Origin of the sequence: Streptomyces peucetius (assembly GCF_025854275.1) — a bacterium.
Lineage (GTDB): Bacteria > Actinomycetota > Actinomycetes > Streptomycetales > Streptomycetaceae > Streptomyces > Streptomyces peucetius_A.
Window position 1 is genome coordinate 762912 of record NZ_CP107567.1, and the last position, 23520, is coordinate 786431.

The window sequence follows — 23520 nt, forward strand, 5'->3', positions numbered from 1 at the left end:
CGCAGAACCGGGAGAGGAGGTGTCCCATGCTCCGGATCATCGACAAGATCGAGGAGAAGTACTTCTCGGCGGACGCGACGGTCGCGCCGGGCGGTTGGTGCTGCCACTGCCACTGCACGGTCGCGCAGAAGCTGCTCTAGTGCCAGGCCGCCGGGTCCGGCCCCCGCCGGACCCGGCGGTTGCCCCGCATCCGCAGCAGTCCACCGAGGAGAACCCGTGACAGAAACGCTCGACGGCGGCGTGCCGGCCGCATCCCCGACGCCGGCGGACGGTGCGCCGCAGCAGACCGGGGACCGGCTCGTGCGCAACCCGTACCTGACCCTGGTGCAGTGCACCGACGACGAGGTGCTGCTGCGCCACGGTGCTCGTTCGCGCTACTCGCGGGTACTGCGCGACGACGGCCGACACCGCGTCCTGGGGCCGCTGCTGCGGGAGTTCGCCGTCCCGCAAGTGCCCGGCGAAGTCCTGGAGACCTTCGCCGACCGGGCCGGAGCGGACGAACTGACCGCGCTGGTCGATCAGTTGGCGGACGAGGGTGTACTGGTGGCGGAAGGCTCCTCCACCTTCACCATGTACCGCAGCATCGTCGGCGGACGGCCGGTGCGCCCGCTGGCCGCGACGTCGGTGGCCGTGGTGGGCCAGGGCGCCGTCGGAGCGCAGCTCACCACGCAGCTCACCGGGCTCGGCGTCGGCGAGGTCCCCGTCCTGTCCGCCGACTCCGCCGGCGCGCCGGAGGGCGCGGACATCGACGACGAGCGGCTCGCGGACCTGCTGGACGGATCCGATCTCGTCGTCCTCGCCCTCGACGGCTTCCGCCCCTCCTTGCTGCACCGGATCAACCGTGCGGCGGTGGCGGCGGGCCGCCCCTGGCTGCCGGTGTACGCCGACGGCAGCGAGCTGATCATCGGCCCGCTGGTCGTGCCCGGAGAGTCGCCCTGCTACAACGAGCACGAGATCCAGCACGAGTCCTCGCGGGCACTGCGCGGCGAGTACCAGCTGTACAGCGAGGAGCTCGCGCGCCGCAGCGCCGACGACATCCCTCCGCTGCTCGGCCCGTACGCGGCCATCGGAGCGTCCTGGGCGGCGATCGGCATCGCACCGTTCCTCGTCGACGGCGCGAGCTTCCTGGTGGGCCGCGCGATCAGGGTCGACTTCGAGCGGCTGGAGATCACCCAGGAGCACGTGCTGCGGCTGCCGAGGTGTCCGGTCTGCACGGAGCACCGGCCCTCCTTCCGGCACCCCTTCCTCTAGTCCCGCGAGGAGACGGCACCCATGTCATCCGTCAACACCACCTCGGTCCGCACGCCGGGGCTCGACCACCTGCTTCGGCGGACGCTGGAGCAGACCCTCATCCCCTCCCCCAACGTCGTCGAACTCGCGCCGGGCAAGGCCGCCGGGTTCGTCAACCGCGTCGCCCCCGCGCAGGACGACGTCGCCGAGCTGTTCCACCTCAACAGCCGGCTGTCGAGACACCGTCCCGACGACCGCCTGACCGAAGCCGAGCAGGAGGGCGTACGCGGCTGGTACTTCACCACGTGCGGACGCCACCGGCCGGAGGACTTCACCGGCCCCTCGAACCAGGTGCGGCGTCCGCACAGTGAACTCCCTTGCGGTCTTGGCGAGTTGTGCGCCCCGTTCGGCGCCGGCGGCCGACTGGCGACCCTGCTCTACAGCTGCGACCTGATGGTCGTCGCGGCGGACGCGCTGTGCCGCCAGCAGCCGGGTGAGGACGCCCTGTGGGTGGAGCGCCGGCTGGACGGCCCGGCAGCGCTCGCCCCGGTCATGGCCGACCTGCCCGCGGCCGACGCCCTGCGCGAAAGCGAGGCCGCCGTCGTCGTCACGGGCGTGCCCTGGCGCAGCATGCTCGCCCGCGGTCCGCGCGGATACCGCCGCATGCTTATGGACGCGGGCGTCCTGACCGACGTGGTGTGCGGGCTCGCCCGGCAGTCGGGCTACGCCCCGCTGCCCGTCACGGACTTCTACGACGACGAACTCGACACCCTGCTCCACTGCGACGGCCTGGAGCGCTCGGCCCTGGCGGTGGTGGCCCTGCGCCCGGCCGCTCCCGAGGAGGAGCACCGGGCGGCGCGCCCCGACACCGGAGGTTCCGCATGACCACCGCTCCCGAGGTACCGCAGATCCTCCAGGCCCGGGAGCGGCCGGGCGACGAGGAACTGGCGGCGGCACTCGGCACTCGCGCCTGCGATCTGCCCGCCGTCCGCAGCCTGCTCGACGGCGCGGCCGCCGAGCCGGAGGACCCGCCGCTGCGGCTGCGCGACCTGCTGCACCGCCGGCTGCGGTCGGGCGTCTGCGACGACATGATCGACCCCAGGGCGCTCCAGGCGGCGCGCCCGCGCCCCGCCGAGCCCCCGTCGGCGGGCCTGCCGGCCGTCCCGTTGCCGGCGCCCCGCGCGCTGCCGGACATCACGCTCGCCGACGCGATCGAACAGCGGCACTCCAGCACCACGTTCGCCGCCCGGCCGATGGAGTTCGCCGTCCTGGCCACCCTGTTGGAGCAGGCCGCCGGTGTCCGCGGCCACCGGCCCGGCTACAACGTGCGTGACTTCCCGGTGCGCCGGGCCCCGTCGGCGGGCGGACTCGCCCCGATCGATCTGTACGTCGTGGCGAACGCGGTCGACGAATTGACGCAGGGCCTGTACTGCTACCGCCCGTCCGCACCGGAACTCGTGCGCGTCGACACGGGCAACATGCGCGCCAAGGTCGCCGAGGCCGGGATCGCCGCCGACTGGCTGTTCCACGCGCCCGCCGTGCTGTTCCTGGCGGTCGACATGTCCCGCGTCGACTGGAAGTACGGCGTGCGGTCCTACCGCTTCGTCCATGTGGACCTGGGCGTGCTCACCCAGAACCTGTACCTGGTGGCGACCGCTCTGGGGCTGAACACGTGCGCGGTGGCGGCATTCGACGACGACGCGGCCAACGATCTGCTGCGGCTGGACGGCCGGGACGCGTTCGTCTCGCTGATGTTCGCCTGCGGCCTGCCCGCCGGACGGTGACCGGATGGGGCGACTGCTGCTGGTCGTCGCGGTCCTGCCGGTGTTCGCGCTGGTCCTCGGCGCGGTGATCGCGGTCGGCATGCGCTACGGGCGGCCCGCGGCCGACGGCCGGGCGCCGCGCCGGACCGTCGAGCGGCTCGCGCCCGTGCTGTACGCCGGGGTCGTGGCGGCGGCGGCGCTCGTCGCCGCCTCGCTGGCCGGTTTCGATCCGCGCGCGCTGGGCCTGTGGACCGCCGAGCCGCTCGGGACGGGCGGCAGCGTGCTGATCGGCGCGGCGGTGGCCGGCGGGGCCGTGGCGGGGGCTGTCGGCTACCTCGGGGAACTGGTCTGGGCCGAGAGGGCGTTGGCCCGAAGAGGTTCCGGACCGCCGGGCACCGGGGACCCGGCGGTCCGGCCCGGGGGCAGCCCCGCCGCGTCGGCGGCCGTCCGCAGGGACGTGCCGTCGGCGACCGGGGCCGCCGTCCCGAGGGGCAGGCCGTGGACGACAGGCGCCGGCCCGGAGAACGGGGACTCGCCGGGAGCGACCGACCCGCAGGACAAGCGCTCGGCGGCAGCGGCCGGCCGGGGGACCGTTCCTCAGGGGAACGGGGACGCGCGGCGGCCCGAGCGCGGCGGGACCGCCGGGATGCGGGCGGCAGGAGCGTGGGCCGGCAGCCCCCGGGCCCTTTTCGCGCTCGGGTTCGTCACTGCCGTCGCGGAGGAGGTGCTGTTCCGCGGCTACCTGCTCACGGGGCTGCGGGAGGCGGTGCCGCTCGGGGCCGCGCTCGTGCTCCAGGCCCTGTTGTTCGGGGCGCACCACGCCTCGTTCGGTTTGCGGGCCGTACCGGCCAAGGCTGCGCACGGTCTGGTGTGGGGTGCGTCAGCGGTCCTCGCCGGGACGCTGCTGCCGGCCCTGACCGCACATCTGGTGTTCCAGTTCCTGGCCTGTCGGCGCATGGCGCGCCGCAAGGCCCGCGACATCCCGGAAGGAGGGACACGCGATGACGGTGCACACGGCTCCACTGCTGTGCGACGGCCGCCGATGGTCCCCTGACGGTTGGGTCCTGGTGACCGACGGACGGGTGGCCGACTGGGGCGCGGGGGGCACCCCTCCGCCCGCGGGCCACCCCGTGCAGCGGCACGGCGCGCTGCTGCCGGGCCCGGTCGACGTCTGCGCCCGGGTGACCGGCTACTTCAACCGCATGATCGACGGCGACGCCCTCGCACCGCACCGCGCCTGCCTGGAGCTGGCCGCCGAGGCCGGCGTCGGTGTGGTCCTCGCCGTCGGCGGTCACACCGAGCCGTGCGCGGCCCTGGCCGAACTCGGCGCAGGGGGCGGCCCCTCACTGCTGTGGACCGGGCCGGTTCTCGACGCCCCGCCCCTCGCCGCGACGGCGACGCGGCTGGTGCGCGATGCGCCGGCCGCCCGGCGCGCCGTCGAGGGGCTCGCGGCGGACGGGGCGTACATGGTCGCCACCGGCCCCTCGCTGGACGCCCGTCTCCTCGGCGAGGTGGTGGCCGCGGCGCGGGAGCACGGGATGGGTGTGACGCACCAGCCGGGGCGGGCCGACGCCGTCGAGGCGGCGAGAGCCGGGGTGCGCGTCGTGCGCGACCTGCCTCGCTGTCTTCTCGGACCGGCCGGGCAGGGCCGGGGCGGAGGTCGGGGGCCGGCGGCGGTGGTGCGGGCGTTCGCCGATCCGGCGGTGCGGCACGCGGCCGCCGAGCGGCTGCGGGTGCTGGCCGCGCACGAGGTGGCGCTCCTGCCGCTGCTGCACTCCTGGCGCAGGTCGGCCCTGCTGGACGAGGCGGTGGCCGAGCCCCGGCTGGACCGGCTGGTTCCGATGGCGCCGTTCCACCAGTACCTGCTGGACATGCGCGGGCCCGGCATGGTCTTCGGACGCCGGTACGCTCGCGACCACTTCGGCTTCGAGCACCTGAAGGGCGCTGCCCGCGAGGAGTTCGACGACGGCTGGGCGTTCCTGCTGGAGGCGCTGGCGACCGCCCACGCGAGCGGGGTGACGCTGCTGCCGGGCAGTGACGCCCTCGGCGTGGCCCTGGTGCCCGGCTACGGGCTGTACGACGAACTGTCCTGGTGGGAGCAGGCCGGGCTGCCGCGCCGGACCGTGCTGACCGCCGCGACGGGCGGCGCCTTCGACACGCTCACCGGCCGGTCGCAGGCGATCACCCCTTGGGCCACCGGCGTGCTGGCGCTGGAGGGCGACCTGGAGGCGCCGCCCGCCCTCGCGGCGCTGCCGCCCGCGCTGCGGACGCTCGCGGGGCCGTGGCCGGCCGACGCCCTGTCCCCGTCGCCCACCGGTCCGCCGAAGGGCGCGGTCCGCCCGCACAGCGGTCCCCCACGACCAGGTCCCCGCGACCCACAGGAGACGCGTCCATGACGACGAACGAGACGTCCCGCCGACCGGCCCCGCCGGCCCCGTCCGGCGGCCGCGTGCTGCTCGACGCGGCCGGCGTGTACAAGAGCTACGGCGACAAGGCGGTGCTCAAAGGGGTCTCCGTGCACGTCCGCCAGGGCGAGATCGTGGGACTGGTGGGCCCCAACGGGGCCGGCAAGACCACGTTCCTGGAGTGCGTGGAGGGGATCCGCCGGCCCGACAGCGGCACGGTCACCGTCTCCGGGCTGACGCGCGAGGCGGGTCCTGCCGCCTACCACCTCGCGTTCGGCGCGCAGTTGCAGGAGTCCAGCCTCGCCGAGCGGCTACGCGTGGGCGAGGCGCTGGACCTGTTCGCCGGCTTCTACGACGAGCCGTGGGACCCCGCGGACCTGCTGGAGCGGATCGGGCTGACCGCGCAGCGCAGGGTGTTCTACCGGCGGCTCTCCGGTGGGCAGAAGCGCCGGCTCACCCTCGCCCTGGCGCTGCTGGGCAGGCCGCCGGTCCTGCTCCTGGACGAGCCGACGACGGGCCTGGACCCCCATGCCCGGCTGGAGATGTGGGGCGTGCTGGAACAGCTCACCGGATCCCGGACGGCCGTCCTGCTGGCCACGCACGATCTGCACGAGGCGCAGAACCGCTGCCACCGGGTCTACGTGCTCGACAGGGGCCGGATCGCGGCCGAGGGCCCGGTCGGCGAACTGCTCGGCGCCGCGGGCCTCACCACCCGCGTCCGTCTGCCCGACCGGCCCTGGACCCAGGAGGTGCTGCGCCGGGTGCCGGGCTGGGCCGCCTCCCGGGTGGTCGCCGGCACCCACTACGCGTACGGCGGGGACGGCTTCGCCGAGAAGGCGGTGGCCGGACTGCGTGCGTACCTGGACGCCCCGCCCCGGCCGGGCGATCCCGCCCGGGACGACGTACGCCTGGTCCTCGCCGCGCTCTCCACCGGACCCACCGACCTCGAGGACCTCTATCTGACCCGGACGGGGACGCCCTATGAGCGTGACTGACCCTCCGGCACCGGTCGTCCCCCCGGCGCACCGAGCGCCGCGGGGGCTGCGACGGCTGTGCCGCATCGAGATGCTGCTGTTCCTGAGGGAACCCGCGGCCGTGTTCTTCACCCTGGTCTTTCCGATGGCGATGCTGCTGTTCCTGGGTGTGGCGTACGGCACGGAGAGCAGCGACGGGGTGCGCTACATCGACGAGTACGTGGCGCACATCGTGGTCACCATCGCGGTGAACCTGGGGGTGCTCGGCGTCGCCATCAACATCGCCGAGTGCCGGGCCAGCGGGGTTCTGCGCCGGTACCGGCTGGCGCCGGTGCCGATGTGGTGGTTCTGGCTGTCGCAGGTGGTGGTGGGGCTCCTGATGTTCGCGCTGGCCACCGGGGCGCTGCTGGCCGTGGTCGCGGCCTCCTACGGGGTGCTGCTGGCCTCGCCCGCGCAGTTCGCACTCGCGGTGCTGGTCGGTCTGGCGTTCACGTTCGCCACCGGGGTGCTGCTCGGCAGCCTCGATCTGCCCGCGCGGAGCGTGCAGATCATCGGGACCGGGCTGTTCTTCGTCCTGTTCCTCGGGTCGGGCGCGGCGATCCCGCGCGACTCGTTCCCCGGCTGGCTCCAGGCGCTCACCGCCGTCAACCCCATGACACCGGTCATCGACGCGGCCGTCGACGCCTATCTGGGCCGGCCGATGGCCGCCGAACTCCCGGAGCTGGCGCTGGTGCTGGTCGCGGCCGGGGTCATCGTCCGGATCGCCCGTACCAAATCCACCTGGGAGGGAACCCGATGAGCACACCGCCCCCTGCCGGCGCCCGTACGCCGACGCTGCACAGCGAATGGCTCAACCACCGGGACCGGCTGCTCAAACCGTCGCTGAACGACGTGGAGTTCGGCGCGATCAACGAGGTCCTCGACCACTACCACCCGCACGGCCCTCTGCGCACCTTCACCACGTACTTCCGTTCCGGGCTGGGCAAGCCGATGTACGTGGCGCACGGGCAGTACTTCGACCTGGACCATGTGATGTCCAGGCTGCTGGAGCTGCCCGGTCTCAGCACCGGGTTCGGCGGCCAGGTGTACGGCGGAGGCAAGGGCCACGACCTGTTCGGCACCACGGCGTCGTCGGTGGGCGAGGCGGTGGAGCGTGTGCTCGGTTCGCTGGCCTACCTGACGTACATGGACCGGATCCTGAACGGCTCGTACCGGACGCTGACGGGCAAGGGGATACCGTGCCTGCATCCGGAGGAGTTCCCCGTCTTCGCGCCGGAGCAGCTGGCCACCGACCCGCTGTACGAGGCGTGGACGGAGGACACCGAGCTGGGCTGGATCGCCGGGCACCGGCTGCGCTCGGGCGAGGAGGTCTACGTCCCGGCGCAGTTGGTGATGCTCTTCTATCTGCACGGTCCCGACGAGCCGATGATCGGTCTCGCCCCGAGCGGTGGCCTGGCCAGCCACATCAGCCGGCGCGACGCACTGTGGCACGGCGTGCTGGAGCTGTTCGAGCGCGACGCGGTGAATCTGCGGTGGTACGGGGGCGTCCCGCTCGACCGGGTCGTGATCGACCGGCCGCTGAAGAACCGGGCGCTGCGACGGCTGCTGGAGACGGCCGGGGAACAGCCCGGCGAGATCGGCTTCTATCTGCACAATCTCGACCTGCACGACTACCCGGTGCTCACGGCGGTCGAGCGGGACGGGTGGCTGCGCCGATACAGCTACTTCGCGGGCGGCGGTGTCAGCGACGACACGGAGGAGGCGATGCTGTCGGCACTGACCGAGTACTCCCAGGCCGAGCGGAGCCTGCGCATCTCGCTGGCCACTCCGGACTGGGAGTTCACCGAGGCCTTCGGCCGTCAGTTCGCCATCGGCAAGGACGCGCAGGCCGCGGACTTCACCAACTACATCCAGGTCATCCCGTTCTACGGTTTCGAGGAGAACCGGGACCGGGTCTCCTGGTTCTACGACGGCGGTGAGGAGATCCCGTTGTCCGAGCTGCCCCGGCGCCGGGCCGGTGAGGCGCCCGAACGGCGCTGGGACGCGCTGATGGGGCTGCTCGCGGAGCGCGGCTGGGACCCGATCGCGTTCGACTTCTCTCTGCCGCAGTTCCGGCACACCAGCCTGATGAAGGTGGTGATGCCGGAACTGAGCCCGCCGTACCCGCCGCAGGCCCCGGGGCTCGGCAACCCGCGGTACGGCCGGGTGCCCTTCGAGGCGGGCCGGCGGGAGCGGCCGCTGACGTTCGAGGATCTCAACACCAACCCCCTGCCCTATCCCTGAACCGGCACCGGGGAGCCGGGCGGCGGCGCGGCGGCGCGCGCCGGGGACGGGCCGCCGGCCGCCGGGGCGGGTGTTGCGGGTGCGGTCGCGCGGCCGAGGATCAGTCCGAGCTGGAGCCGCGAGGCGGCGCCGAAGCGTTCGGAGACGGCGGCGACGTGCCGGCGCACCGTGCGCGGGGTGACGCCGACCCGGCGGGCGACGCTCTCGTCGGTCAGACCCTGCGCGAGTCCGTCGATGACGGCGGCCTCGGTCCCGGTCAGCGCACCCCGGGAGGCGGGGAACCCCGGTGCGCACGGCCGGGCCCTGGGCCACCAGTCCTCGAGGAACCGGCGTGCCACGTCCCGGGCGGTCCCGGTCGCTCTGGTCGTGTGCACCACCATGGGGCCGCCGCCGAGTTCCAGCGCGACCGCGACGCGTTCCCGGTCGGCGACGGCGATGTGCAGGGGCAGCAGAGCGACGGTGCGTACGAGGGCCCCGCGGCCGGTCACGGCGGCCAGCCGGGCGGCCGCGCCCGGACTGTCCCCCGCCGGGAGGCCGACGATCAGGCGGTGGTGGGCGTCCGTGCCGGAGACGCGGCCGGCCGGCAGAGCGGGGCGTGCCTCCAGCAGTTCGAATCGCGCCGCCGCGCGCAGCGCGGCGAATACGTCGTCACCACCTGCCGCAGCTGTGCGGTGGGCCTCTCCGCGCCCGTCGCAACAGGGCGGCACCATCGCGGAGAGGGCGTCGGTGAGACCGTCCAGACTGTCAAGTGCGGTACGCAACCGGCCGAGCAACTGCTCCGGGTGCTCCGGGTGCTGGTGTGCGTGGTGCGTATCGACGTGACACGGACGGCTCGTCTCCGAATTGCTCTGCATCGGCTTCCCCCTCGTAAGGTTCTTCCGACGCGGGACGGCCGGCCTCGGTCGGGGGCCACCGTTTCATCCCGTTCGCCGGAAGCACGCCAATTCGCCATCCATGGATGGCCATACGCCTATTCGCTCGTATGAGCGGGCGTCTGCGAGTATTCGCCAGCCCCCGGACGAGGGTCAAGAACGAGGCGGGCAGCAGGGCCCCGGCTGTTCAGGGGGGTTTACACGGCGCGGCCGGGCGGAGCGGCGCCGGCCCCGGAGCCGCTGCGGTGCACGGCGGCGGGCCGCCGTGCACCGAGGGCCCGTATCGCCGCGGATTTCGAATTCTTGTCAGGCGGGAGCGCTCTGCGTGTTCTCGTAGCTGTACGGTCTGCGGTGCGCGACCATACGGACGCCGACACAGGCACAATCATCGGCGTCGTGCGTGGACAAGGTTCTCGCCGGGCGCTGCCCCCGGTTGACTGCCGCGGGCCCGGCAGGCGTTTCCAGTCGGCGGGCGCCGAGAGCAGCAGCCAGCAGAAGGAAGCACCGAGACAGAAAGAAGGACGGACGTGTCCGGCAGCGAAAGCGAGAACCCGGCAATCTCCTCCCCGACTCCCACGCCGACTCGGCCCAGGACGAACCGCGACTGGTGGCCGAACCAGCTCGATCTTCAGGTTCTCCACCAGCACTCGCCCCGGGCCAATCCGATGGGCGAGGACTTCGACTACGCGGAAGAGTTCGCGAACCTCGACGTCGACGCCCTGAAGCAGGACGTCTTCGAGGTGATGACGACGTCGCAGGACTGGTGGCCTGCCGACTACGGCCACTACGGGCCGCTGTTCATCCGGATGAGCTGGCACGCCGCTGGAACGTACCGCATCGCCGACGGCCGGGGCGGTGGCGGCGCCGGCGCTCAGCGCTTCGCCCCCCTCAACAGCTGGCCGGACAACGCGAGCCTCGACAAGGCGCGCCGTTTGCTCTGGCCGGTCAAACAGAAGTACGGACGGAAAATCTCCTGGGCCGATCTTCTGGTTTTCGCCGGGAACTGCGCCATGGAATCGATGGGGTTCAAGACGTTCGGATTCGGCTTCGGGCGAGAGGACATCTGGGAACCCGAGGAAATCTTCTGGGGGCCAGAGGACACATGGCTCGGAGATGAGCGCTACAGCGGCGAAAGGGAACTCGCCAGTCCTTTCGGTGCCGTACAGATGGGACTGATCTACGTCAATCCCGAGGGGCCCAACGGCAATCCCGATCCGATGGCTGCCGCCAGGGACATTCGCGAGACCTTCGGGCGGATGGCGATGAACGACGAGGAGACGGTCGCGCTCATCGTCGGCGGCCACACGTTCGGCAAGTGCCACGGTGCGGTCGATCCCCAGTACATCGGCCCCGAACCCGAGGCCTGCCCCATCGAGCAGCAGGGCATCGGCTGGAGGAACACGTACGGCAGCGGCAAGGGGGCCGACGCGCTCACCAGTGGGCTCGAGGGCGCGTGGACGTCCGAGCCGACGAAGTGGGACAACGGCTATCTGGACAACTTGTACGGGTACGAGTGGGAGCTGACGACGAGCCCCGCCGGTGCGAAGCAGTGGACTCCCACGGATCCGTCGGCCAAGGACACGGTGCCCGACGCACACGATCCGTCGAAGAGGCACGCTCCCATGATGCTGACGACGGACCTCGCCCTGAAGGTGGATCCGGTCTACGGGCCCATCACGAGGAGCTTCCACGAGAACCCGGACAAGCTCGCGGTGGCGTTCGCCAAGGCGTGGTACAAGCTGTTGCACCGCGACATGGGACCCGCCTCGCGCTACCTCGGCCCGTGGATTCCCGAGCCGCAGCTGTGGCAGGACCCTGTTCCCGAGGTCGATCACGAACTGGTCGGGGACGAGGACATCGCCGCCCTCAAGGAGAGGATCCTCTCCTCGGGACTGTCCGTCTCCCAGCTGGCGTCCACCGCCTGGGCGTCGGCTGCCGGCTTCCGTGGCACCGACAAGCGCGGCGGGGCGAACGGGGCGCGGATCCGCCTCGCGCCGCAGAAGGACTGGGAGGCCAATGACGTCCCCGAGGTGGCCGAGGTGGTGCGGACCCTCGAGCAGATCCGGCAGGACTTCAACCGGTCACAGGCCGGCGCTGTGAAGGTTTCGCTCGCCGACCTGATCGTCCTGGGCGGGTGCGCTGCCGTCGAGCAGGCAGCGAAGAACGCGGGGTACGACATCACCGTCCCGTTCGCACCGGGGCGCACGGACGCCTCGCAGGAACAGACCGACGTGGAGTCGTTCGCCGTGCTCGAACCCAAGGCGGACGGGTTCCGCAACTACCTCCGCGCGGGAGAGAAGCTGTCGCCGGAGACCCTCCTGCTGGACCGCGCCAACATGTTGACGCTGACGGCTCCGGAGATGACGGTGCTGGTCGGCGGCATGCGGGCCCTGAACACCGGCTTCAAGGGGTCCCCGCACGGTGTCTTCACCCACCGGCCGGAGACCCTGACCAACGACTTCTTCGTCAACCTGCTCGACATGGGCACGGAGTGGAAGGCGTCGACGTCGGCCGAGAACGTGTACGAAGGCCGGGACCGGACCACGGGCGAGGTCAAGTGGACGGCCACCGCCGTCGACCTCATCTTCGGTGCGCACTCCCAGCTCCGGGCCGTCTGTGAGGTCTACGCGGCGCAGGACGCGGGAGAGAAGTTCATGCGGGACTTCGTGGCGGCGTGGGACAAGGTGATGACCCTCGACCGGTTCGACCTCTCCTGAGCCCATGTCCCGGTCGGCCGCTCACCGGCCGACCGGGACACCCTCATGGACCGGCCGGTTCGCCGCACTGCTCAGTGGCGGTCCTGTTCGAAGGTCCGGAGCAGGTCTGCCGCGACGCTCACCGCGATCGTGGCGGGTTCCTTACCGGTGATCCCGGTGATTCCGATCGGGGTCTTGATCCGGTCGATGGTGGCATCGTCGTGGCCGCCTTCGGTTGCCAGGCGTTTCCGGAAGCGCGCCCATTTGGCAGCCGACCCGATCAGTCCGATGGAGCCGAGACCGCTGGTGCGCAAGGCCGCGTCGCACAGTGCGGCGTCCTCGGCATGATCATGAGTCATGATCAGGACATGGGTACCGGGTGCCAGTTCCGCGAGCACCTCCTCCGGGAGCAGCGGTGTGTGGTGCACGTGAATCTGCGCCACCGCATCCGCGAGCACGTCGAGCCGCTCGTCGGTGAGCATGTCGGCGCGGGTGTCCGTCAGGTGCAGATCGAGGTCGTGGCGGGCCATGATGCGTGCCAGCTCCAGCCCGACGTGCCCGACGCCGAAGACCGCCACCGCCGGGACCACCGGCAGCGGTTCGAGCAGTGCGGTGACGGCTCCGCCGCAGCACTGCACGCCGTGCGGGCCGGTGACCTTGTCGTTGAGGGCGAACTCCATCAGCTCCGGCTCCGGATCGGGTGTGCCGATCAGCTCACGGGCCCGGTCGATGGCCACGGCCTCGATGTTGCCGCCGCCGATCGAACCCCAGGTCTCGGTCCGTCCCACAACGAGTTTGGCACCGGCCCGGCGGGGCGCGTGGCCGCGCACGGTCGCGACGGTCACGAGCACGCCGGGTTCCCGGCGGGCCCGCAACCGCGCGACCGCGGCCACCCAGGTCATGTCAGGCATTGCTCAGAGCGCTCGCGCCGGCACGGATCTCGCTGCCGTTGCGAGCGTGGTCGCCCAGCTGCGCGTCGCCGCCGCGGGCTGCTTCGATCGCCCAGTACACCGCCTCCGGTGTCGCGGGGGAGGCGAGTTCCACGCTGACCCCGGCGGGCCCGAATGCCGCGGCGGCCTGCCGCAACGCCTCGCGCACCGAGAACGCCAGCATCAGCGGAGGCTCACCCACCGCCTTGGACCCGTACACCGCGCCCTCTTCGGTGGCGTTCTCCAGGAGCGTGACGTTGAACTCCTCGGGCATCTCCGAGAAGCTCGGCAGCTTGTAGGTGCTCGCCGCCTGGGTGAGCAGCCGGCCGCGGTTGGGCCCGTCGCCGGTGTCCCAGCGCAGGTCCTCCAGCGTCAGCCAGCCCGCGCCCTGCACGAAGCCACCCTCGACCTGACCGATGTCGATCAGCGGAGACAGGCTGTCGCCGACATCGTGCACGATGTCCACGCGCCGGATGCGGTACGCGCCGGTGAAGCCGTCCACCTCGACCTCGGTCGCGGCGGCGCCCAGGGCGAAGTACTTGAACGGCGAGCCCCGGAACGCCTTCGCGTCCCAGTGCAGCCCCTCGGTCCGGTAGAAGCCGGCCGCGGACAACTGAACCCGCTGGAAGTACGCGGTGCGCACCAGGTCGTCCCAGGCCAGCTCCTTGTCGCTGCCGAGAACGCGTGCGACGCCCTCGACGATGCGCACGTCCGAGGCGTTGCCGCCCAGCTGGGAGGCGGCCACCTGCAGCAGCCGCTCGCGCAACTGCTCACAGGCGTTCTTGATCGCCCCGCCGTTGAGGTCCGCCCCGGAACTGGCGGCGGTGGCCGAGGTGTTGGGCACCTTGTCGGTACGCGTGGGAGCAAGCCGGACCTTGTGCAGCGGGATGCCCAGCGTGGTCGCGGCCACCTGCATCATCTTGGTGTGCAGGCCCTGGCCCATCTCGGTGCCGCCGTGGTTGATCAGGACCGAGCCGTCCTTGTAGATCAGCACCAGCGCGCCGCCCTGGTTGAAGGCGGTGAGGTTGAACGAGATGCCGAACTTGATGCCCGTGACCGCAAGCGCCCGCTTGGTGTCCGGGTGCGCGGCGTTGAAAGCCGCGATCTCGCGCCTGCGGTCGGCGATGCCGGCGTCGTCCTGCACCCGCTGCCAGACGGTGGAGATCCGTTCGGCCTGCGTGACCGGCTGTCCGTACGGCGTCGTCTGGCCCTGGCCCGGCTGGTAGAAGTTGCGCTCGCGCAGCTCCATGGGGTCCAGGCCGAGCCGCGGTGCGCAGCGGCCCAGGATGTCCTCGATCACCAGCATGCCCTGCGGTCCGCCGAAGCCGCGGAAGGCGGTGTTGGAGACCGTGTTGGTCCTGGCGATGCGACCGGCGACGCGCGCGTTGGGAATCCAGTACGTGTTGTCGATGTGGCACAGCGCGCGGGCAAGGACCGGCTCGGACAGGTCCAGGCTCCAGCCGCCGTCCGCGACCAGGGTGGCGTCGAGGGCCTGGATGCGGCCGTCCGCGTCGAAGCCGATCTTCCAGGTGGCGTGGAACCCGTGCCGCTTGCCGGACATGGTCAGGTCCTGAGTCCGGTTGAGCCGGAACCGGACCGGACGGCCGGTCAGCTTGGCGCCGAGCGCGGCGACGGCCGCGAAGCCGTGCGGCTGCATCTCCTTGCCGCCGAAGCCGCCGCCCATCCGCAGGCACTGCACCGTCACCTCGTGGGCGGGCACGCCGAGCACGTGCGAGACGATTTCCTGGGTCTCCGACGGGTGCTGGGTGCTGCTCTGGATGAACACCTGCCCGTTCTCGTCCACCTGGGCCAGCGCCGCATGCGTCTCGAGATAGAAGTGTTCCTGACCGGCGAACTGGAACTCACCGGTGAACACGTGCGCGGAGTCGGCGAATCCGGCGGCGATGTCGCCGGTCTCCATCAGGGGCTGGGCGCCGTGGTAGCTGCCCGCCGCGATCGCGTCCTGCAGCGTGACCAAGGCAGGCTGTTCGTCGAGTTCCACCTCGACGGCCGCCGCACCGAGCCGGGCAGCCTCCAGGGTCTCACCGAGCACCCAGGCGACCGCGTGGCCGTGGAACATGACCTCGTCGGGGAACAGCGGCTCGTCGTGCTTCATGCCGGCGTCGTTGACGCCGGGCACGTCGGCACCGGTCAGCACGCGGACCACACCGGGCACGGCGAGCGCGGGCTCCGTGCGCAGCGCGGTGATCCGGCCGTGGGCCAACATGGCCTGGACCGGGTAGGCGTGCAGCACGTCCTTGGTGCGCTGGACCAGGTCGTCGGTGTAGAGCGCGGTACCGGTGACGTGTTGCACGGCACTCTCGTGCGGCATCGACACGCCGACGACAGGCTTTTCGGGACGCTCGGACAAATGACTCATGACGACACCGCCTCGGTGGTCTGTGCGTGCAGCTTCCGCAGGCTCTGGCCGAGCATCGCGGAACGGTAGAGGGAGCTGGCGCGGTGATCGCCCATCGGCGTGCCCTCGCCCCGCATCACCCGGGCCGCGGCCTCGACGGTCTCCGCCGACCACGGCCTGCCCTGAAGGGCCGCCTCGGTGGCGAGCGCGCGGATCGGGGTGGCGGCCACGCCGCCGAGGCCGATGCGTGCCTTGCGGACGACGCCGTCCTCGATGTCGAGCGCGAACGCGACCGCCACGCTGGAGATGTCGTCGAAGCGCCGCTTGGCGATCTTGTGGAAGCCCGTGACCGGCGACAGCGGCAGCGGAATGCTCACCGCGCGGATCAGCTCACCGGGGCGACGGACGCTCTGCCGGTAGCCCGTGAAGTACTCCGCCAGCGGGACCACGCGCTCACCGTCGGCGTCGGCGAGCACCACCGACGCCTCCAGCGCGAGCAGCACCGGAGGGCTGTCACCGATCGGCGAGCCGGTACCGAGGTTGCCGCCGATGGTCGCACTGTTGCGGATGAGCCGGGACGCGAACTGCGGGAACAGCTCCGCAAGGAGCGGAACTTCACCGTCGAGCCTGCGCTCGATCTCGGTGAGCGTCAGCGCCGCCCCGATCTCGATGTGGCCCGACTCGACGCGCAGCTCCCGCATTTCGGCCAGCCGGTCGATGGCGACCACGCAACTCGCCCGGCGTGAACGGATGTTCACTTCCACACCCCAGTCGGTGCTGCCGGCGACCACCACCGCTTCGGGCCGCTCGCGCAGTACCTGCAGCGCTTCGGCCAGGGTTCCCGGCCGCAGGAACGCACTGCCGTCCCGGGCGTATTCGGTGGCGACCGGCTCCGGCGGGGACTGTTCGCGACGCTGCGCCAGGGGGTCCTCCTCGGCGGGCGCGCCGACGGCGAACGCGGCATCACGAATCGGGCGGTAACCGGTGCAGCGGCAAAGGTTTCCGCTCAGCGCGTGCAGATCGAAACCGTTCGGACCGTGCTCGGGGTCGGTACCGTCGGCCTCCGCATCCGTGTCCCCGTCCGCCTCCGCGTGCGCACAGCGGTCGGGCCGGTAGTACTCGGCGGCCATGCTGCACACGAATCCCGGTGTGCAGTAACCGCACTGGGAGCCGCCACGGACCGCCATCTCCTCCTGCACCGGGTGCAGCGTGGGCGGCGTGCCGGCTTCACCGGCGGTGGCGAGACCCTCGGAGGTGACGATCTCCTGACCGTCGAGCGCCGCGACCGGCACCAGGCAGGCGTTGACCGCCACCCAGTCGGTGGGCTTGTTCGTCCCGGGCCGGGCCACCAGGACCGAACAGGCGCCGCATTCACCCTCGGCGCAGCCCTCCTTGGTGCCGGTGAGGCCGCGGTCGCGCAGGAAATCCAGCACCGTGGTGTGGGGCGCAGCCGGTGAAATCGGTGCTTCTTTGCCGTTGACCGTGATCCGCGCCGCTACCATGGCACGTCCTCGTTTCGGAGCGCGGTCGATCTGATTACCCTAGTCGCCATTTCAGGAGCCTTCTGTATTCGGTGGCGCAGCTCAAGAACCCGGTGCGCAGATCAGCACGCAAAGACGTGCCGTCGCAGACGGGTGACAGAAATCAAAAGATGCCGGGGCCGCAGAACAAGGGGCACGCCGGGAAAAGGGGCTGGTCAGCAGCCGTGTGCTACACGACCCGGAACCCAGGCAGCCTGGTGGGCGAGGCGATGCAGATCGGAGAAGGTCGACATCCGACTTCGCCTCCCTCCAACAGCTCACGAGTCGGTGCGCTCGAAATTACGTTGCCACGGTCCCATCGGTCAAGCCCCGATGTGCGGCGTCCTGGGCCCCGGCTGGTCGCTGTGGAAACGGGGCGCCCAGTCCGGCGGGATCGGCGGACCTGGGCGTACCGGTGAACGGGTGCGCCTCACTGCACGTTGATCCCCCGCAGCGTCTTCAGTCGGGCCGCCAGCCCGGCCGGCCGGATCGCGGCCTCGTACTCCTCACGGCCGGCTGCGACGACCGCAGCCGGGTGTACAGGAACCGATCGTCGGCGAAGCCGAACCACGTCGGATACCGGGCCGCTGGGCAGGCGGGCCGTCAGGGCAGCGGCAAGCAGGCTGCATGCGATTCGGCGCGGACACTGAAGCCTCCGGCCGCCACAGGTGCGCGCCATCGACGCCTCGCGCGGTCGCCCGGCCCAAAGCCAGCAAGCGACGTCCCGACAAGGACCGCCGAGCGTGCACCATATCTCCTGTTGCAGGCGCAGAACGCCAGGCGGAGCATGGAGAAAAAGGCGAATCCAGGAACTCACCACATCGACGTCCGGCCGTGCGGAAGCCCTGCTGGATGGCTGGAGGAAGGCCATGGCCAAGAAGGTAATTGACGTTACATTGGCGGCCATGACCAACACAGGCACGACCCGCGTGTCACCGAAGGGCGTCATCAATGCCCGCACGGTCCGCGCGGTGGACGATGAGCAAATATTCGAGACCGAGAATCTCTACTTCAGAGACGACGGACAGCCAATGCACTCAAGTGGGGTACAGGGCCTTGCGCCGGGCGAAAGTCTCACATTTGGTGTCACGAAGCGACTTACCGTTTCCCACTTCGGAGAAGAGAGCGTAGGACACCTCAATCAAATGCTGATATTCGACCCTGATCTGACACAGGACATAGTGGTCAGCGGCACGCTCCACAACCGCGTATATTTCGGCTGCTTCAAGCGCAAGGTGCGCTTCGCCGAGCTAGAGGGTTTTCAGGCGATCTCCTGCCCCCACAACGCCTTTCTCGGCGATCACGAATGTCGGTTCAGGATCGACTACACAATAAACGTAGTTTCTTCGTCCGGGTAGCCGCAGGTTATCGCCGACGGTCTTCTCGGCGGCATCGGCCCGGGGAAGCTGACCGACGCCGACGGCGGCGAGTTGGGCCGGCGGCCAAGCGCATCATGCAGGACGATTGCGGTCCCTCCGCCGGCCGGCCAGGAGGGCGGTCGCCTTCCCAGCGGTGCCACGTCCGCGGGGAGACGTTGCAGTGGCATCGTCGAGAAGCTGCTGCCTGTGGGCCGTGAGCCCAGCGGCGGCCTTGTCTACGGTGCGCCAGCCGCCTCGGAGCCTCGCGGCACATAGGGCGTCGTTGCGGCTCGCACCGCCAGTCTGCGGTGGAGCGCTCGTCGTACAGGTCGCAGACGACACCCAGGCCGCGATCGACGCCGCGCTCCACTCATTGGTGAAGGGCATACCGCCGATCCGCTCCCGCCGCGGGCCCCGTCGGCGCAAGCCGGGCAAGCTCCACAGCGACAAAGGCTACGACTACTCCCACCTGAGGCAATGGCTGCGCGAGCGCGGCATTGCCCACCGCATCGCCCGCAAAGGGATCGAGTCCTCGCAGCGGCTTGGCCGTCACCGAGGGACCATCGAGCGCACCATGTCCTGGCTCGCCGGCTGCCGCAGCCTCCACCGACGCTACGAGCGCAACGACGACCATTTCCTCGCCTTCGCCAGCATCGCCTGCACCCTCATCTGCTACCGCAGGCTCATGCCCGCCCGGGACGGCAAGGCTCAGGTGTTGGCGGCGCCATAGTGCAGGGCGTCGCCTTGTAGAAGCAGGTATCCGATGTCCCGCGTCTGCGGCAGCTTCCCCGCCAGTGTCGATGCGTCGGTGCAACCAGAAACCTCGAAACCGATAACCCCCAGGCTGAAAGAGGCGCTCTTGAAGGTTTCGACCCCTATGGCAGCCAGCCAGTCGTCCATCACGGCGGACCTGAAGAACGGCCGTCCGTCCCAGTAGGCCAGGCCCGCCTGACCCAGCGCACCGACGGGGACATAAAAGTCCAGCCAGTCGCTGCTTTCATCACCGCCCCGGATCGCTATACAACCGCAGACGACCTGTTGGCCCGTCGGCAGGCGGACCTGACCGTGGAGATGCCCGGACTCGGTCAGACGCCATCCGCTTATCGATGACGGGGCTCGTCTGGTCGAACAGGCTTCCTGTTCGGGTGATCGCGCGAGGGCTGACGCATGACAGCAGGGCCTCTTGGTAGTTCGGGGGTGCGAACCAAACCGATCGCCAGGAGGCCCTGTTGCCGCAGTCTTTCGCGCTCACATGTGTGGAGTCCAACTCGTCGTCCCTGTCGTGTGACTGCCTCGCGCACAGGTTCGGCAACGCGGCGGACGGGCCGGAGCGCGTGCGGTGTTACGGCTCGGATATGACAGACGCGGAATGGCAGGTCATCCGGGCGGTGATGCCGGTGCCCGCGTGGCTTGAAGGACGAGGCGGCCGGCCGGAGAGCTACTGCCACCGCATGATGCTGGACGCAGTCCGCTACGTGGTCGACAACGGCGTCAAATGGGTCAATCTGCCTGCGGATTTCCCGCCGTACCGGCGTGTGCACGCTTTCGCCCGCCGCTGGCAGGTGACGGGTCTGCTCGCCGAACTCCACGACCGGCTGCGCGACCGCGTGCGGGACAAGGAGGGCCGCGAGGCGGACCCGACGGCCGCGATCGTGGACTCGCAGTCACTGCGGGCAGCGGCGAACATCCCGCGCTCCACGTCGGGCTGGGACGGCGGGAAGAAGGTGGGCGGCCGCAAGCGGCACCTGGTGGTGGACTGCCTCGGCCTGGTCCTGGCCGTTGCGGTGACCGCGGCGAGCGTGCAGGACCGCGACGCCGCCGTCCCGCTGCTCGAGCAACTGCGCAAGATGTACTTCTCCATCCGCCTGGTGTGGGCGGACGGCGGCTATGCCGGGCGGCTGGTCGACTGGGCCGGCCGAGAACCTCCACCTCACCCTGGAGATCGTCAGACGAACCGACGACACCACGGGCTTCGTGGTGCTGCCGCGCAGGTGGGTGGTGGAAACAACGCTCAGCTGGCTGATGCGCTCGCGCCGCCTGGTGCGCGACTACGAGACTCTGCCCGCCATGCACGAAGCCATGGTGCTGTGGTCCATGACCATGCTCATGAGCGGCCGCCTCGCTGGACGCCGCCCCAGTGCCTTCAGCCGGCCGGCACCACGAGCGCGGTGAACACCCCCGGCCGCACCTGCCGAGCCCACCCCCGCTCCACCAGGCGTTTCGCCTTCGACCGCACCCCTCGACCTTCGCCGGGACCACCTGAAGCCCCAGAGCCCCGGCCAGCTGCTGACAGCGCATGCCCTCCCGGCCCGCTTCCGACTCCAGCACCGACACGATCCGCTGGTAGTCCGGCGCCGGCACCGACGCCGTCATGCTGTCGGTCCGGTGCGGCACCACCGAGCCGACCAACGAACCCCGCTGCGGCTTCGCGACCGCAGAAGGCGGCTCGGCCAGCACCTCGGCCACCGTTGCACGGGCATCCACCAGCCGCTGCAGCACGCGTTCTGCCTCGCCGAGTGCGGCCTGCACCCGCTCCGCCTCCTCCCGCAACCGCGCGATCTCTTCCCGGACCTTCTTCTCGCGAGCCTCCAGCAAACCGAGCACCGACGCCACCAGCCACCTCCACGAGCCAGACGAGCGGACCAACCACGCCCATCTCTCCCGCTGCCGACCGGAGTTCATACACACCCACCCGAACTAACGATCACGTTCAGAAAGCGGATGGCGTCTCAGTCACACGAGCCCTGCGCCCACTACCTGCAAGTGCGCAGTACGGTCCTGTCATGGCAGCCAAAATTGATCTGACCCTCGATTGCGCGAACGCACAGCTCCTTGCCGTTTTCTGGAAGACGGCGCTGGGCTATATCGACGAGCCGCCGCCTGCTCCCTTCACAACGCGCGAGGAGTGGCTCGCGCAGTTTGACCTGCCGGAGGACGACTCCGAGGACGACGGCGCGTGGCTCTGCGATCCCGACGGCGTCGGCCCCCGCCTCTCCATCCTCAAGGTCTCCGAACCGAAGGCGGCGAAGAACCGGCTTCATATTGACGTTCGGGTGCCGGGACACGGCAGTCCCGATGAGCGGTGGGCGCGGATCAAGGCGGAGTCTGAGCGGCTGGTGAGGGTGGGCGGGGTCGTCCTGCAGGAGTTCGACGGGCACCACGTTGTGATGGCCGACCCGGAGGGCAACGAGTTCTGCGTCGCCGCAGCCTCGGCCTGAGGTTGTCCGAGGTCGAAGACGCTCCCCAACCTCTGCCCTGGCTGGCGGAGCGCTGCTGTCACCGCCAACAATTTCGTCGACACATGGTGACGATGGAACTTCACTCAGAGTGAGCGACGTCGACTCCGCTGTGCATTTCGCTGGGGCGTGCGGGGTGACCGCGTCGGGGGCCGGCAGCTGCGAGGTGACGGTAGGGCGTCACGTCTCCCGGTGCCCACTCAAAACAGTTCCAGGTCCCCGCCGCTGGTGTCCACGACGACTGGCCGGGGCTGGGCAGGGAGGCCGTCCAGGCGGTCAGGACCGGCCGCGGCGGCCACGGTAGGGGCCGTCTCGGCCAACCAGACACGAAACCGCTCGGCGGCTTCGCGGTAGGCGACTCGCGCCAGGACGCGGTGCTCGCCGGAGGGGCAGAAGTCGACGGCGACAGTGAGCAGGCAGGAACGGGGCGCGTTCTGACTGCCCGTCCAGGACACGCGCAGGACACCGCAGGGCTTGCGCCCGCGGGAGGCTCGGTGGGTCGGGCGCAGTGATCGGCAGGCTATGTGGGCGGTCCATGCGGCGAGGTGAGGCAGGGGCAGGGTGGTGCGTGCGCGGCAGCCGGGGCAGCGGTGCCAGTGGCGGAGCCAGTCGTCGGTGTCGGTGTGGAAGAGGCGTGTGTAGCGGTTCGCCACTCGGATGTCGTTGCTGTACAGGTGGTCGGGGCGTTCCAGTGTGTTGCAGGACTGGCAGACGGGGGCGCGGACGTAACCGTGTTCGTGGCAGTGGTCGAGCACGGTGGCGGGCGCGGTGCGGCAGACGGCGCACGCCCACCCAGCCACCCTGCGAGCGGTACCGGGCTTCCTGCTGAGCACCGAGTACAGCTGACCTTCCAGCTCTTTGTTGTACGGGCACAGAGAGGCGGTGGGGCCCTCGGGGCTCGTCGTCTGCCGACCGCCGGCGTCTCGGATCTGCCGGGGGTGGGAGGACGGCTCGGTGACGGCCGCGCTTGCCTGGGGGGTCCGCGCGGCTTGCACCCACTGCGTTTCGGCGTGCTCGGCCGCGTCCAGCAGCCTGACCACAGCGCGCGGCAGCCACCACGTGCGCTGCGTCCCGTCGCGGGTCTGTTCCACGAGTATCTGTCGCCAGTCGATGCCCGCCAGATGGTACGGCCGGCCGGCTTCACGTCGTGCTGCCCGCTCGGGGCCGCCCGGCTCCTGCAGTTCCCCCGTGATGCGCTGGCGCCAACGCAGCAGCGTTCCCTCGTTGCACTCCCGCCTCGGTGCCCCACGAAACGGACCGATGCGGACCAGGTCCTGCCGATCCATCCCAACCGCGTTCAGTTCCGCCGCTGCCCGGCGCACCTCACCCTCCCGAACGCTCCACTGACCGCCGCTCGCCCGCGCCGTCGCCACCACATGGCCGCCGAGCAGGACGTGCCCCACCCGGGCACGGGCAGGAGAGCGGGTGAATGCCCCGGAAGCCGTCGGCACAGCGCTGCCGGCCGTCAGATCGACCCACAGAGCGTCCGCGGCACCCAGGGTGATCAGGCCGTCCGTGCGGCCGGGCATGACACGGTCTGGCATACCGACAGGCTAACGGCGCCAACGGGGCAACGGTCTCCATGCGCCTCGGTCAGCCGGCCGCGGCCCGCAACTCCGTATTCCTGAGCCTCTGGTTCATCAGCACCTCCCGTGCGCGTAGCCTCAGCACCAGAACGTCAAAAACCGGGCAAGTCGCCCTCGCGCATCAGCGGTCCCCTAGCCCAGACGAATTGAGCAACAGAGTCGATATCGGGGCCAAAGGCACCTGAGTACTCAAAATCTTCCAGGACAGCTGATGTTCACCGGGGCCGGATTCACCCGTTTTCCCAGGAACTGGTGCTCACGGAATCGCGGAACCTGCAGTTCGGGAGTGCGACCGCCGTAGGCGGCCGC

18 protein-coding genes and 2 pseudogenes are annotated in these 23520 nt (G+C 70.7%); 14 read left to right on the top strand and 6 right to left on the bottom strand.

Annotated features, from left to right (window positions below; genetic code table 11):
- Window positions 1–216 precede the first annotated feature (216 nt).
- Genes OGH68_RS03550 through OGH68_RS03585 form a run of 8 tightly spaced genes read left to right on the top strand, consistent with a single transcriptional unit; the run spans window position 217 to window position 8655 of the window.
- On the top strand, window positions 217–1251 hold the full coding sequence (locus OGH68_RS03550) for a TOMM precursor leader peptide-binding protein (protein ID WP_264241841.1): 1035 nt from the start codon (window positions 217–219) through the stop codon (window positions 1249–1251).
- A gap of 21 nt (window positions 1252–1272) precedes the next feature.
- Window positions 1273–2115, top strand: coding sequence for a hypothetical protein (locus OGH68_RS03555; protein ID WP_264241842.1), 843 nt, complete (start codon window positions 1273–1275; stop codon window positions 2113–2115).
- Window positions 2112–3014 (top strand): SagB/ThcOx family dehydrogenase, encoded by a 903-nt coding sequence (locus OGH68_RS03560; protein ID WP_264241843.1) that lies wholly within the window; start codon window positions 2112–2114, stop codon window positions 3012–3014. Before OGH68_RS03555 ends, OGH68_RS03560 begins: the two co-directional genes overlap by 4 nt.
- 4 nt (window positions 3015–3018) lie before the next feature.
- On the top strand, window positions 3019–4047 hold the full coding sequence (locus OGH68_RS03565; protein WP_264241844.1) for a CPBP family intramembrane glutamic endopeptidase: 1029 nt from the start codon (window positions 3019–3021) through the stop codon (window positions 4045–4047).
- Window positions 3995–5389, top strand: coding sequence for a hypothetical protein (locus OGH68_RS03570; protein WP_264241845.1), 1395 nt, complete (start codon window positions 3995–3997; stop codon window positions 5387–5389). The genes OGH68_RS03565 and OGH68_RS03570 overlap by 53 nt, the downstream gene beginning before the upstream one ends.
- Window positions 5386–6393: an ABC transporter ATP-binding protein gene (locus OGH68_RS03575; RefSeq protein ID WP_264241846.1), complete on the top strand. Its 1008-nt coding sequence runs from the start codon at window positions 5386–5388 to the stop codon at window positions 6391–6393. The genes OGH68_RS03570 and OGH68_RS03575 overlap by 4 nt, the downstream gene beginning before the upstream one ends.
- Window positions 6386–7171 carry an ABC transporter permease gene (locus tag OGH68_RS03580; RefSeq protein WP_264241847.1) on the top strand — a complete coding sequence of 262 codons (786 nt, stop codon included), beginning with the start codon at window positions 6386–6388 and terminating at the stop codon, window positions 7169–7171. The genes OGH68_RS03575 and OGH68_RS03580 overlap by 8 nt, the downstream gene beginning before the upstream one ends.
- The gene (locus OGH68_RS03585; RefSeq protein WP_264241848.1) at window positions 7168–8655 is read left to right on the top strand and encodes a YcaO-like family protein; all 1488 of its coding nucleotides are present in this window, start codon (window positions 7168–7170) and stop codon (window positions 8653–8655) included. Before OGH68_RS03580 ends, OGH68_RS03585 begins: the two co-directional genes overlap by 4 nt.
- Here OGH68_RS03585 and OGH68_RS03590 read toward each other — a convergent pair.
- Window positions 8646–9509: a response regulator transcription factor gene (locus OGH68_RS03590; RefSeq protein WP_264241849.1), complete on the bottom strand. Its 864-nt coding sequence runs from the start codon at window positions 9507–9509 to the stop codon at window positions 8646–8648. The genes OGH68_RS03585 and OGH68_RS03590 overlap by 10 nt on opposite strands.
- 545 nt (window positions 9510–10054) lie before the next feature.
- Here OGH68_RS03590 and katG point away from each other — a divergent pair.
- A complete protein-coding gene (katG, locus tag OGH68_RS03595) occupies window positions 10055–12244 on the top strand; it encodes a catalase/peroxidase HPI (protein ID WP_264241850.1) in 2190 nt (729 codons plus the stop codon).
- Between the two features lie 71 nt (window positions 12245–12315).
- Here katG and xdhC read toward each other — a convergent pair whose 3' ends face one another.
- Genes xdhC through OGH68_RS03610 form a run of 3 tightly spaced genes read right to left on the bottom strand, consistent with a single transcriptional unit; the run spans window position 12316 to window position 17013 of the window.
- Window positions 12316–13125, bottom strand: a complete 810-nt coding sequence (xdhC, locus tag OGH68_RS03600; RefSeq protein WP_264249889.1) for a xanthine dehydrogenase accessory protein XdhC — start codon at window positions 13123–13125, stop codon at window positions 12316–12318.
- A 1-nt stretch (window position 13126) separates the two neighbouring features.
- Window positions 13127–15532, bottom strand: coding sequence for a xanthine dehydrogenase molybdopterin binding subunit (gene xdhB, locus OGH68_RS03605; protein WP_264241851.1), 2406 nt, complete (start codon window positions 15530–15532; stop codon window positions 13127–13129).
- Window positions 15529–17013, bottom strand: a complete 1485-nt coding sequence (locus OGH68_RS03610) for a xanthine dehydrogenase small subunit (protein WP_264241852.1) — start codon at window positions 17011–17013, stop codon at window positions 15529–15531. Before OGH68_RS03610 ends, xdhB begins: the two co-directional genes overlap by 4 nt.
- An 887-nt stretch (window positions 17014–17900) precedes the next feature.
- On the opposite strand from OGH68_RS03610, the gene OGH68_RS03615 reads away from it, so the two are divergent.
- Entirely contained in the window at window positions 17901–18389 is a 489-nt protein-coding gene (locus OGH68_RS03615) for a hypothetical protein (RefSeq protein WP_264241853.1), read from the top strand.
- A gap of 361 nt (window positions 18390–18750) precedes the next feature.
- Window positions 18751–19119 (top strand): annotated as a pseudogene (locus OGH68_RS03620) (transposase); the annotation flags it as partial.
- On the opposite strand, the gene OGH68_RS03625 reads toward OGH68_RS03620, so the two are convergent.
- Window positions 19098–19289: a hypothetical protein gene (locus OGH68_RS03625; RefSeq protein WP_264241854.1), complete on the bottom strand. Its 192-nt coding sequence runs from the start codon at window positions 19287–19289 to the stop codon at window positions 19098–19100. The pseudogene OGH68_RS03620 and the gene OGH68_RS03625 sit on opposite strands and share 22 nt — an antisense overlap.
- A gap of 491 nt (window positions 19290–19780) precedes the next feature.
- On the opposite strand from OGH68_RS03625, the pseudogene OGH68_RS03630 reads away from it, so the two are divergent.
- From OGH68_RS03630 to OGH68_RS03645, 3 genes and pseudogenes are all read left to right on the top strand, one after another.
- Window positions 19781–20242, top strand: a pseudogene (locus OGH68_RS03630) (transposase); the annotation flags it as partial.
- A 34-nt stretch (window positions 20243–20276) separates the two neighbouring features.
- Window positions 20277–20561: a transposase gene (locus tag OGH68_RS03635; RefSeq protein WP_264250453.1), complete on the top strand. Its 285-nt coding sequence runs from the start codon at window positions 20277–20279 to the stop codon at window positions 20559–20561.
- 611 nt (window positions 20562–21172) lie between these two features.
- Window positions 21173–21607 (top strand): VOC family protein, encoded by a 435-nt coding sequence (locus tag OGH68_RS03645; RefSeq protein WP_264241855.1) that lies wholly within the window; start codon window positions 21173–21175, stop codon window positions 21605–21607.
- A 218-nt stretch (window positions 21608–21825) separates the two neighbouring features.
- Here the strand turns inward: OGH68_RS03645 and OGH68_RS03650 are convergent, their stop codons facing one another.
- Window positions 21826–23169 (bottom strand): endonuclease VII domain-containing protein, encoded by a 1344-nt coding sequence (locus OGH68_RS03650; RefSeq protein ID WP_264241856.1) that lies wholly within the window; start codon window positions 23167–23169, stop codon window positions 21826–21828.
- Window positions 23170–23520 lie beyond the last annotated feature (351 nt).